At 45.7% G+C, this 11,460-nt stretch carries 10 protein-coding genes and 2 pseudogenes; 9 read left to right on the top strand and 3 right to left on the bottom strand.

What is annotated here, in order from left to right:
* The 4 genes from C7Y66_RS28015 to C7Y66_RS28000 all read left to right on the top strand — a co-directional run.
* A partial coding sequence (locus C7Y66_RS28015; RefSeq protein ID WP_146149898.1) for a rhodanese-like domain-containing protein occupies window positions 1-413 on the top strand: 413 nt, incomplete at its 5' end.
* A 29-nt stretch (window positions 414-442) separates the two neighbouring features.
* Entirely contained in the window at window positions 443-1,363 is a 921-nt protein-coding gene (locus C7Y66_RS28010) for a metallophosphoesterase (RefSeq protein ID WP_106548081.1), read from the top strand.
* 291 nt (window positions 1,364-1,654) lie between these two features.
* Entirely contained in the window at window positions 1,655-2,029 is a 375-nt protein-coding gene (locus tag C7Y66_RS32150) for a WGxxGxxG family protein (RefSeq protein ID WP_199197688.1), read from the top strand.
* A 101-nt stretch (window positions 2,030-2,130) separates the two neighbouring features.
* The gene (locus C7Y66_RS28000; RefSeq protein WP_015155816.1) at window positions 2,131-2,373 is read left to right on the top strand and encodes a WGxxGxxG family protein; all 243 of its coding nucleotides are present in this window, start codon (window positions 2,131-2,133) and stop codon (window positions 2,371-2,373) included.
* Window positions 2,374-2,541: 168 nt separating this feature from the next.
* Here the strand turns inward: C7Y66_RS28000 and C7Y66_RS27995 are convergent, their stop codons facing one another.
* Together C7Y66_RS27995 and C7Y66_RS27990 are read right to left on the bottom strand one after the other, a co-directional pair.
* Entirely contained in the window at window positions 2,542-3,135 is a 594-nt protein-coding gene (locus tag C7Y66_RS27995) for an SH3 domain-containing protein (protein ID WP_015155817.1), read from the bottom strand.
* Window positions 3,136-3,334: 199 nt separating this feature from the next.
* Window positions 3,335-5,836, bottom strand: coding sequence for a glycoside hydrolase family 31 protein (locus C7Y66_RS27990; RefSeq protein WP_106548080.1), 2,502 nt, complete (start codon window positions 5,834-5,836; stop codon window positions 3,335-3,337).
* Between the two features lie 392 nt (window positions 5,837-6,228).
* On the opposite strand from C7Y66_RS27990, the gene C7Y66_RS27985 reads away from it, so the two are divergent.
* The 3 genes and pseudogenes from C7Y66_RS27985 to C7Y66_RS32700 all read left to right on the top strand — a co-directional run bounded on the left by C7Y66_RS27985 (window position 6,229) and on the right by C7Y66_RS32700 (window position 9,500).
* The gene (locus tag C7Y66_RS27985; RefSeq protein WP_106548079.1) at window positions 6,229-7,680 is read left to right on the top strand and encodes a hypothetical protein; all 1,452 of its coding nucleotides are present in this window, start codon (window positions 6,229-6,231) and stop codon (window positions 7,678-7,680) included.
* A gap of 118 nt (window positions 7,681-7,798) precedes the next feature.
* On the top strand, window positions 7,799-8,605 hold the full coding sequence (locus C7Y66_RS27980) for an ion transporter (RefSeq protein WP_106548078.1): 807 nt from the start codon (window positions 7,799-7,801) through the stop codon (window positions 8,603-8,605).
* A 40-nt stretch (window positions 8,606-8,645) separates the two neighbouring features.
* Window positions 8,646-9,500 (top strand): annotated as a pseudogene (locus C7Y66_RS32700) (formate/nitrite transporter family protein).
* A 71-nt stretch (window positions 9,501-9,571) separates the two neighbouring features.
* Here C7Y66_RS32700 and C7Y66_RS27970 read toward each other — a convergent pair.
* Complete coding sequence (locus C7Y66_RS27970) at window positions 9,572-9,967, bottom strand: hypothetical protein (RefSeq protein ID WP_106548077.1); 396 nt, start codon at window positions 9,965-9,967, stop codon at window positions 9,572-9,574.
* A 477-nt stretch (window positions 9,968-10,444) separates the two neighbouring features.
* Here C7Y66_RS27970 and C7Y66_RS27965 point away from each other — a divergent pair, with 477 nt between their 5' ends.
* Window positions 10,445-11,137 carry a hypothetical protein gene (locus C7Y66_RS27965; protein WP_106548076.1) on the top strand — a complete coding sequence of 231 codons (693 nt, stop codon included), beginning with the start codon at window positions 10,445-10,447 and terminating at the stop codon, window positions 11,135-11,137.
* Between the two features lie 68 nt (window positions 11,138-11,205).
* Window positions 11,206-11,460 (top strand): annotated as a pseudogene (locus tag C7Y66_RS27960) (TIGR00341 family protein); the annotation flags it as partial.

Genomic DNA, 11,460 nt, shown 5'->3' with positions numbered 1-11,460 from the left:
TGGGCTATGACAACATTGCAGGCTATCTCCACGATGGCATGACGAGTTGGCAAAACGCAGGTTTACCCCTGAAACACTTAGGTGAGTGGACTGTGCATGAGTTGAACCAGCACAAAGACGATCCAGATATTACGGTGTTAGATGTCCGCTCGGATGAAGAGTACAGCAACGGTAACGTGCCTGGTGCGAAACACATTTACATACCGCATTTAGAGGAACATCTTGACGAGTTAGATAAAACGCAAACAATTGCCACCTACTGCGGCAGCGGTTATCGGGCTTCGATCGCTGCCAGTCTTCTGCAAAAGCATGGTTTCGAGCAGGTCATCAACGTCCCTGGTTCTTGGAATGCTTGGCAGGCAGCTTCGCTACCTATCGAGCGGCGTAAGGATGCAGCGATCGGTATGAAGTAGTTTGCATCTATAGAATTAGCAAGCCAACTATGAAGAGAATTAAGTACGTTCTATTCAGCTTATTGGGGTTAATTGGCGCAATTTTGATTTGGGGTTTGCTCGAACCATACCTAATTGACGTAGAACCACAAGTTGCAGCAATTCCCAATTTACCTGCTGCTTGGTCAGGGCAAAAAGTTGCGGTTATTGGTGATTGGCAGGTGGGAATGTGGCTGGACAACACTCCTACTATTCATCGCATTGTTCGGCAAATAGTTAAAGAGCGTCCCGCGATCGCGTTGATTATTGGCGACTTTATTTACTCTCCTGGCGAGAACCCTAACGAAGAAATTAGTCGGGCGATCGAACTTGTCCGTCCGCTGCCTGCCTCTGGTATCCCTACCTACGCCGTATTGGGCAATCACGATTATGGTATGAAAGCAAAGGATGCTCCTCCAAATGTGACTTTAGCCGCTAAATTAGCTGAATCTCTGGAAGCAGCAGGCGTGCAAGTGCTGAAAAATGAGGCTGTAGAACTCGTACCGTCCCAAGGTCAAAGCCGATCGTCAGCTAAAAGCGATCGCATGTATTTAGTAGGTGTAGGATCGCATTGGGCTAATGAGGATAAACCAGCAGCAGCACTGGCTGAAGTACCGGACTCAGCGCCCAGGTTTGTCATGATGCATAATCCCGAATCTTTTGCCCTATTTCCCACTAGCACTGCACCTGTGGCTGTAGCAGGACATACTCACGGCGGACAAATTCGCCTACCATTCACTCCAGAATGGTCTTGGTTGACTTTTACTAAGGAAGATCGGGTTCATGCTGACGGCTGGAGTGATGGATATGGAAAGCCAGGAAACCAGCTTTACGTGAACCGAGGGATTGGTTTCAGCATCATACCAATCAGAATCAACTGCCCGCCTGAAATCACTCTGTTCACACTGACACAAGCCCGCGAATCTACCTGAATATTGTTACATAAACTCTAAACTTTCAAAAGCTTAAAGTAAATAATAAGTTGAAAGTTGAAACAGGGACTCATCATGTCTATTCGATGGAGAAAAGTAGATGATAAGTTTTCTTTAAATGAGCTTTTTCTTTGAAATATTGTTATAAAGATTTGCAAAATAAAGATTGATAAAAATCTGTTTCTTTAGAACGAGATTGCAAAACTATCTTTATAGCTAAAGAACGATCTATTTTAGATTGGTAAGTATATAAATTAATAAAAAAGTAGATACATAAGGAGAAGATGAACGATGCGATTTTCTAGTTTTTCTAAAATCATTGGCATCAGTGCGATCGCAGTAAGTGCCACAATTCTACCGCTAAATCTACCTGCTAACGCCCAGATTATTGCACCTGAAGTCGAGCGTGAAGACATTTATGAAGATGATGATGATGGTTTTGATTGGGGCTGGCTGGGATTGATTGGTTTATTTGGTCTGGCTGGTCTAGGGGGTAAGAACAAGCGCCGAGAACCCGTGGTAGAACGAGACGCTCGCTTAGGAAATCGGATTGAAGATCGCGAACCTACTGCATATAGAGATCCCGATTCAATGAATGGTATTGGCGATCGCGAACCTACTGCATATAGAGATCCCAACCAAAGCGATCGCACGGGTTATCGTTGATAGCATTTTTACTTGATGTTGAGAGCTTCAAAAATCCAGATAAGACTTTCAGCATCAAAGCTCTGAATTCGAGCGGTTTTTAGCAAAAAAACACTTAAATTATGATGAGTTTCAAACTACCTAAAATTGTGAGTGCTAGTGTCCTCATCTTGAGTGCAGTAGTTTTAATTTTCACTTTGTATTCCTGTGCGCCAAGACCAGTAACTCCCGTTCCTCCAACCACAGTTGCGCCAAGAGTGGTTTATACTGATGGCGGGTTTGACTGGGGATGGTTGGGATTAATTGGTCTATTTGGTCTAGCAGGTTTAGCAGGCGGTAGGAAGCGGAGAGATACTACTCGCTAGTAAGAAAGTTAGAGCATGAGCTAGTTTTAATAGCTGTAAGGAGATAACTTTTTGTACCTAGAGTGAAAGGCTGAGTTTTCTTGCCCTTGTTATCTCCTTCTAAATTAAATAGCCTGCCTACCTACGTGTAGATTAATAGCCATGATATTCTCTGCGATCGCCAACAAGCTAGCCAGGAAAATTCCGACAGTAAACCAGTTGAGCTGATGGTACATATCCCTTAAAAGGAATGGAAATTGGAACCCAACCATTTGCTCCTCTACCTGTGAGTATGACTCTCCGACCACTAGAGATATATCCGACCACTTTACTGTCACTAGAAGGTTCTTGTCGAGCTGGAATTCCTCGATTGGCAACGACTCGACGGCAACTGCTGGGTGGTGGGGCTTTAGCTTGACAGCGACCGATCCAATCTGCATAAACATATCCCTTTAAAGGTGCAGAAATAGGAACCCAGTTATTTGTAATCCCGCCTGCAACTTCTACGTTACGCCCGTAGGCAACGATCCCAACTGCATTACTATAAACTGTGGGCTTTTCTCGAACGTATAAACCTCTTTGGGCAATGACTTGGTGACAACTATACGACTGTTGAGCTATTTGAGTTCCTATTATAGATGCCAATGTACTGTTTGAGCTGGAAGACGTACTATTTTGCAGTTCAATCGCACTGACGGAAAGCATGGGAGTGACAAGAATTGCTGCTGTTAAGAAAGGTATTGTTAATGCTGAATATTCTTTTGGGCTATTTTTTTGACTCATAAAGACCATCCTACAATCTATTAAACGAAGAGTTTTGACTGGTACTGGCTAAAAAATGTCCGAGCTGAGACTTTAGGCAGACGTTTGCCCTCTTTTGGGTATCCAAAATATATATTGATGAAAAAAGGTGCAGATTTCGTGGAAGAAGTATCCTCAGACAGAAAAAAGCGATCGCCACTTCACGACGATAATAAGTTCATCAATCGCAGCGAAATCGAACTCTGTGAAAGAAATGGCATTGTAGTTGTTGTCCCTGTACGGGTGTTTCGCGATCGTCTACCCAGGCTTGCTGCAACGACACGCCATGTACGTGCAATTGTACGCTTTGATAAGGGAAGTCATAGTTTCCCTGCTGTTCCCATGTCAGTTCCAAACTGTCTTCATACTGAGTCAGAGTGAAGCGATCGCGCCGAGATTCTCCATAACCATCTCCCGCGTCAGTGTAGAGGGTGTAGGAATTTTGGATTGGTAATTGGTAATTGGTAATTGGTAATTGGTGGTAACTATTCTCCTCTGCCCCTCCGCCCCTCTGCTCCTCTGCTCTCTTCACAGGTGAGTAAAGGTGAAGAATGAGTTGCCGATCTTCTTCCATTGGTAAAATACTTCCTGCCTTTACTAATAAGGGAATTTGTTCGAGTGGGGAATCTAGTTCGATTGTCTTTCCTCCTTCGATCGCCGTATCGTTCCAGAAGTTGTACCAATATCCTTGAGGTAGGTAAAGCGATCGCGATCGCTCTTTTTCTTGGACAACTGGACAGACAAGCAGCGCGTCACCCAAATAAAAAGCATCTTCTATATCCCAAAGGGCGCGATCGCCGCGATCGCCCCAGAATAAAGGACGCACGGGTGGATATCCTTTTTGGGTTACTTCCCACGCTAGGGTATAAAAGTAAGGCATCAATCGGTAACGTAATTGTAAGAAGCTACGGACGATACTTAAATAAGGTTCGCCATAAGTCCAAGGTGTACGCGGAGCAACGCTAGTGGAACTGTGGGTTCGGCAAAACATCAAAAACGTTGCCATCTGAAACCAACGCAGATAGAGTTCGGCTGAGGGGTTGCCTTGAAAACCGCCAATATCGGGACCAGTATAGGGAATACCTGATAATCCCAATCCGACGACTGTTGCTACTGTCTGGCGCAATGCTTCCCAGGTCGAGATGGTATCCCCCGTCCAAGTCCACGCATAACGCTGTAATCCCGCCCAACCCGATCGCGATACGATGAAGGGGCGTTGTTGCGGTCGATATTGACGAATGCTTTCGTAGGCAGCTTCAGCTTCTAGTAACCCGTAGACATTATGCGCTTCGCGATGATCGCCCCCCCTGCCTTCCAAACAATGTTGTGCGACTTGAGGTAAGGAGGGATCGCCCCAGGAAACAAATGCCGCAGGTTCGTTCATGTCGTGCCAAAATCCCGCGACTCCTACATCCAGCAAATAGGCATATTGACGGCTCCACCACGCCCGCACTTTGGGGTTAGTAAAGTCAGGGAATGCCATTGGTCCCGCCCACACAGAGGCGATCGCTAGTTCTCCCGTAGGATACGTGCAAAAGCCGTTTAGGACTTGTCCTTCTAAAAATAAATTACTTTTACGGCTGGACTTAATACCAGGGTTATTAATTGCAATCAACCGCACGCCTGTTTCTGCTAGTTCTTGGGTGAAACTGTCGATCTTGGGAAAGCGTTTGGGGTCAATCGTGAAGGCGCGATGTCCGACTTGACAATCAATATCGAGATGAACGGCGCTTAAGGGTAAATTGTAAGTTTGAAACGCCTTGACTTCTTGGCGCACGTTTGCTTCTGTGCGGTATCCCCAACGCGATTGGTGATAGCCTAATGCCCAGCGCGGGGGTAGCAGCGCACGTCCTGTTAACTGGGTATAGCGATCGCTTAGTTGTGATGGTTCGCCAATCGTCATGTAGTAACGCAGAGACCCACCAGCAAAGTTGGCGATCGCCATGTCTGCAAATGTAAATTCAGCCCGAAAAGAGTTTTCATAAAAAATCAGGTAACTGCCCCAATCGTGCAATCCTAAATAAACCGGAATGCAGATATAAATTGGATCTGTCCCTGGTGCATACCTACCACCAGGATCTCGATTCCACATCTGGTAGGTTTTAGGCTTTTGTAGCTCGTCCTTAGTAGCGCGTAAATTTAGAGATGATGCTCGTTCTCCTAACCCATAAATGCGTTCTTCCGAGCGCAACTGCGATCGATGTAGCCATTTTTCCCCTTGTCGCTGGGGTGGTAATTCTATTCTGAGGATTTGCCCCGTGCGATCGCAGAATTTGAGGCTGCCATCTATACCAACAGTCACGCTCAATGCATCACTGGCGATCGCCCAACCGTTACCTATTTCTGATAGGGTTGTTTCAACAGTCTCCCAGTTGCGATCGACAACAGCATAGGGGAGCGGTGGTAGATCGGGAAACCAGTTCACTCGTACCAGATCGGCAGTGAGAAAAGAAATTTCTAGTTCAGCTTGCTTGAAATAGAAATATGCACCTCGGTCTATTGCTTGAGCCTGAAGTAATTTTCCAGGTTGGATAACCGGATTGGCAGATGGATCGGGAAGATATTGGCGCTGGAGGCGATCGCGTTTTAAAGAATAGAAAAATGCGTGCGGTATATACTGGAGAAAAAATAGCGACTTGAAAACGTAATTTATTTGCAGCGATAGCTGTTTGAAAAATGTCATGATGTCAAAATAATTTGGACTTATGAACTTGCGTTCGCCCTAATTACGAACTTCAAGAGAAACAAAGGGCTTCTTTTTCTTGACTCTCTATAAATTGCTTCATATAACTCAGAATTTTAACTATCGATTGCGATTTACTGAGTCATTCTTTTCAGATTAATTACTGAGTTGCTGTCGTTCTTCTCCTCAAAGAATTAATTATCCATCTATCTAAGGAGCGATTCAATTTTAAGCCTACTCTTCTATACATAGTTAATGAGAACATTTACTTAGATACTACTAATAACGAGCAATTTCTAGGTAAATTTTGCGCGATTGAGAAGTCAAGTGTTTTTAGCGCAACGAGCGTATTGGGTTATCACAAAACAGCCAGTAAGTTACAAGGAAGGCGTATGCAATTTCCCTCTCCCTATTTAACAATAACTAATCAACTGGCATCATTGGGAGTCAAGCCCAAATATATTACGGATCTTGACTCAGCAACAACAGTGCTGCGGGCGACTGCCAAATACCTTCACGGCAAAGAGCTGCGCTCTGGGGGGTTTGCACCATCTCTAGTGGGTTCGATTACAAATGCCGTTAGCTATCTCCCTAAAGAACTTGGGAAAAATCTGTCTACTCGGTCAGGCTGGATCAGTGCCTCCTCGCCCAACGTTGTAAACGACGTGCGGGCAGAAACCATGTCCCAATGGGTAGTAAACCAATATCCTCAACGGCGTTATCCTGCTGCCGTCATTGGTTCTTCTAATGGTGCTGCCGTGCATCTGTGTGCCGCACTTGGTATCCCCTGGTTGCCGCAAACACTTCTCATTTCTTTGCGACACCCCGTTGACCCTGACGAACCAAAACAGGAACTAGAGTGGGCTAAAGAACGAGTACAACAACTGCTAGCAAATAATCCCGATCTGTGCGTGTACCAAATGCACGACCCGAACCAAGATCGCTTAAAGGTTCCCCGCGTCACTTACTTTCGGGTGAAGCGCACTCGTCTCGGCACGCAATTCCAGCAGTTTCTCCAGCAGAATTTAGAGCCAGGGGCGACGCTATTCTTACTTGAGTGTCAATATAGCTGGTTGTCCACACAAGTTAGCGATCGCCATGTCTTTCAATTTGGTGGCAAAGGCAAATTAGCTCCAGATGATTATTTTCAGCACAGCCAGCAGATCGCCGACTTTCTGCGACAGAACGGATCTCAACACCGATATTGGGAACCGCCTACCCCAGATGGTAGATTGCCAGAGTCAGAATGGGGGTTTGAAGGGGCTTTACGCGACGATGTAGAGCAGTTTGCCCGTCAGCACGGCTTTCGCGTTCGTCGGATTGTTTTCGATTTTCCCCAAGATCTCAGTCCACTGGTGGCTGATTTGTATCGCTGGTGGTATCGGGAACGCGGTTTACCCAGCGATCGCCTCTTGGTAGAATCGTTTGTTTACCTTCAGCCTTGGTTGGCGTTACGCCTGGGATTAGTACCATTTTGGACGGTATTTAACGATCGCATGTCAGCGGAGCGGCTGAATAACTATTTGGATACTGCCAAGCCCTACGATGAAATTTACATGACTCTGTTCTCGAATGGTTTGAAAGCACTCGGTCAAGCCTCTCTTGATGAATGGCGTTCTATTCTCAACCGCGCCCGCGAACGCGGTCAGTTTATTGGTGTGAACGAGCAGACTTATCCTGGAGATCTAGCATCGTATACCCGCCACTACACCGACTTGAAGAAACTTGAGGGACGTTACCCAATGCCAGAACCGCTGACAATACAACAACTCGATAACTTTTTAGCGCAAGCAGGCAATCGCTATCCGGTGCAATGGATTGACCAATATTGTCAAGTTAACTGATTCCACGAGTTTTACACCTTTTTTCCCTAAAATGCAGCAGGCGATCGCAAAGAGATCGCCACAAAAGCGACAAAAGAACAGAAGCTATGACCGCTAAAAGAAAAACCAGCATTGCTAAATGAGAACTTCAGAGAAACAGTTACTCAATCGCGAACGGCAGGAGATTTTGCAACAGCTAGAAGACTGGCTAGAAACACCTATGCTGCTGCTTGGTTTTGCATGGTTGGCGCTGTTTATCGTTGAGTTAATTTGGGGTTTGACTCCCTTACTCACGGCACTTGGCACGGTTATTTGGATAATTTTTATTCTAGATTTCATCCTCGAATTTACTCTAGCTCCACATAAACTTGCCTATCTTCGACGCAACTGGCTGACAGTTATTGCTCTACCACTACCAGCACTGCGCCTGTTCCGGTTCGTGCGCGTTTTGCGGGTGCTAAATACTGCACGGGCAGCTCGCGGCATTCGGTTACTACGTGTCATTACCCGCACAAATCGGGGGATGCGGGCGATTAGCGCCAGTTTAGGTCGTCGTGGTTTTGGCTATGTTGTAGCAACAACGCTGGTAATTACCCTAGTGGGGGCAGCAGGGATGTATGCATTTGAAAGCAATACTCCTGATGGGCGCGGTCTAAACGACTACGGCTCGGCACTCTGGTGGACGGCGATGTTAATGACTACAATGGGTTCGGAATATTGGCCCCAAACTCCAGAGGGGCGAGTGCTTTGCTTTTTTTTGGCATTGTACGCTTTTGCCGTATTCGGTTACTTGACAGCCGCGATCGCCACATTTTTTATCGGTCGCGATGCCGATGATGACGAGGCGGAAATCGCAGGGGCTAAATCTATAGCAGCACTACACGCCGAAATTACAGCTTTGCGTCAAGAGATTCAGGCGCTATCTCGTCAGAATTCCCAATCGTAAATATTTTGAATTCTATTAACTATGAGGACATTTATTTAATATGAGGCATCGAGATAAAGCCAGCGAACCAAGAGAATTGCGTTCTCAAGAAGAATTACAATTAAGCGATCGCGAGGAAAGAGAAATTACCGAACGCCTCCGTCCTAGTGCCATTGTCATTCACGAAACAATTCGGATTGAGGGTGAGAGCGAATTACGTCGTCCAGTGTCCGCCCTTGCTTGGTCTGGACTAGCAGCCGGACTCTCGATGGGATTTTCACTTGTGGGTCGTGGCTTACTACTAGCAAACTTACCCGACCAACCTTGGCGACATATTATTGCTAGTTTTGGCTACACCATCGGTTTTGTCATTGTGGTTATGGGTCGGCAGCAGTTGTTTACTGAAAACACCCTGACGGCAATTTTACCCTTACTATCTCGTCGCAACCGCAGAGCATTTCTGAAAGTGTTGTGATTGTGGGAGATCGTACTACTCAGCAATTTGTCAGGTACGCTGTCGTTTGCTTGTATTGTAGGATATGTCGAGGTTTTTCCTTCCGAAGTGCAAAAAGAGTTCGCCCAAATTGGTCTAGAAGCTATGGCAGGAGGGTTTTGGAAGCTTTTTTTGCAGGGAACATTTGCAGGTTGGTTAATTGCTTTAATGGTCTGGCTGCTCCCTGCGGCTGAGTCTTCCCAATTGTGGGTGATTATTATCATCACTGCTGTTATCGGGTTAGGAAAGTTGCCTCATATCATTGCAGGTTCGGTTGAAGTCCTCTACATAGCGATAACTGGAACGACTGATTGGACAGCGTATTTTCGCTTTGCAATTCCCACCTTGCTCGGCAATATTTTGGGTGGAGTCTCGTTAGTTGCTGCGGTGAATCACGCTCAAGTTGCTCCACAGAGAACGTAAATCTCATCCGGTCGATTTGGCAATCGATCCGTGAACGAACTAAATATTGCATTTTTTGCAGGGCAAGTATTTTATTCCAGCAGCTCGTATTGTAACTCTGCCCTGTCAATATCATTGACTATTGATGCTCCGTTTTGTCGTGGAAAAGCTGGAAAAACTGGAGGCGCAATTGGTTCGTTGACTTGTAACTCGACTCGTTCGGAAATTTGCCATACACCATCATCTCCATCATAGAAAACACTATCGTCTTGACTCAAATTAGGATTATCAAGACTGAGTGACGTATCTTTGCGATCGCCTCCTCTCCTAAAAAATTCTGTGTAATCGTCTCCTACTGTTAAATTTTCCACATCAAGAGAATCGCCAGATAAAGTATATTCTTGCGGCGATTGGGCGCGAACGGAGCTAGTAAAACCTGTAATAGCTGCAAAAGCTCCCACAGCAGCGACAATCATTTTACGTTTCATCGTTTTTATTTTCAAAAAAAATGTATTTATTTCTATGTTTCCAGATTGAAAGAGTTTGACATCTATCCACGGTTTAGTTACTCGTATTGCATAGCTTGCGAAATCGAGCGAACGATTCTGCTGAGTTTAAGTCATCTAATAGGTAGTCAAGAATGCTGGTAAACGAAATATACTCAACCTTTCAGGAAGTTGCTATGTCTATCTAAACTTTAAGAGCGATTCTTGGAAAATTTCGCTTGCTCTCCCCGACTTTTCCACTATTTAGATCTAACTTCAAAACACAGGTAGTTAAACCGAGTTAACTGTTGTTCATAACTCCTGTTTCAACAAATGCTAGCGTTGCGTGTCTTATGAGCGATTTAGTCAAGATTTTTACGGAAAAATTGCTAAATCGTTCCGGCGATCGCGCAACGCTATTTACTACTCATACACAAAAGCATACTGAGGCGATTCGAGAATATTTATTTAGGAGGCACTGTGAATAGTATTTTTTCGCGGCAACTTTCGCTGAGTTTAGCATTGTTAGCACCAATAGCCACAGGTATCGCTGTCTTCGGCAGCGGGTTGTCGGCACAAGCACAAACAATGACTCGTGGTAGTAGCCAATCCGTACCTACCCCTGGCACAACGTCAACCAAGGCAAAGGCTTTGTCTACCGATATCGCTCAATATCAATATCCCGAAACTACCCCAACTCCCGCTCCGACTGAGAACGACCCTAGCCCAGATGTCGATCTCGATCCAGGTCAAGCTACCCGTGGCGGCTCCAGTTATCTCGGTGTTGCTGGTAATATTGGTTTAGGTGGCGACTCGGCGATCGGTGAAACTAGCTTTGCAGTTATTAGCAAAATTGGGCTAGCAAACGTGCTATCAGCGCGACCGTCAGTAGCAATTGAAGACGATCCGGTGATTCTGCTTCCCCTCACCTACGATTTTTCCTTCCGGTCAGTCGATCCACTAGATGAAACTTTGTCTATAGCTCCCTATCTAGGAGGCGGTGTTGCGATTGAAGCGAGCGACGATGCTGATGTTGGCTTTCTGCTTACGGGAGGCGTAGACGTGCCTCTATCCGATCGCTTTACGGCAACTGCGGCTGTAAATGCAGCTTTTCTAGACGATACAGATGTAGGACTGTTAATCGGAGTCGGTTATAACTTTGCCGGATTCTAAATCAGAATCAACTTAGGAACCGCAATAGTTTTAATATTTGCGCGATCGCATCTAAATATAAGGATAACGTGCGTCAGTTACTAATACAGGTTCCGCGTGGATGTGGCAAACAAGTCCTAGAAATTGCCAAGGCATTTGACGGAGCAAATTTGGCACTATTTGAGGCGACTGGGAGCGATGGCGCGATTGACTTAGCGATCGCCCACATCTCCAACAGCAAAGTTGAAGGACTGCTAGGAGAGTTGCAATCTTTGCCGCAACTGCACGTCACGCTGATCCCGCAGGGGGTGATGGCACTACAACCACCACCAGAAGAAGCACCG

This window comes from Chroococcidiopsis sp. CCALA 051, from assembly GCF_003015105.1.
Taxonomy (GTDB): domain Bacteria; phylum Cyanobacteriota; class Cyanobacteriia; order Cyanobacteriales; family Chroococcidiopsidaceae; genus Chroococcidiopsis; species Chroococcidiopsis thermalis.
This window is presented reverse-complemented; position numbering and strand designations above follow the sequence as displayed.

Bases quoted from the DNA above. Each gene is read 5' to 3' on its own strand.
- C7Y66_RS28010 (WP_106548081.1), top strand. From the start codon at position 443: ATGAAGAGAATTAAGTACGTTCTATTCAGCTTATTGGGGTTAATTGGC.
- C7Y66_RS32150 (WP_199197688.1), top strand. From the start codon at position 1,655: ATGCGATTTTCTAGTTTTTCTAAAATCATTGGCATCAGTGCGATCGCA.
- C7Y66_RS28000 (WP_015155816.1), top strand. From the start codon at position 2,131: ATGATGAGTTTCAAACTACCTAAAATTGTGAGTGCTAGTGTCCTCATC.
- C7Y66_RS27995 (WP_015155817.1), bottom strand. From the start codon at position 3,135: ATGAGTCAAAAAAATAGCCCAAAAGAATATTCAGCATTAACAATACCT.
- C7Y66_RS27990 (WP_106548080.1), bottom strand. From the start codon at position 5,836: ATGACATTTTTCAAACAGCTATCGCTGCAAATAAATTACGTTTTCAAG.
- C7Y66_RS27985 (WP_106548079.1), top strand. From the start codon at position 6,229: ATGCAATTTCCCTCTCCCTATTTAACAATAACTAATCAACTGGCATCA.
- C7Y66_RS27980 (WP_106548078.1), top strand. From the start codon at position 7,799: ATGAGAACTTCAGAGAAACAGTTACTCAATCGCGAACGGCAGGAGATT.
- C7Y66_RS27970 (WP_106548077.1), bottom strand. From the start codon at position 9,967: ATGAAACGTAAAATGATTGTCGCTGCTGTGGGAGCTTTTGCAGCTATT.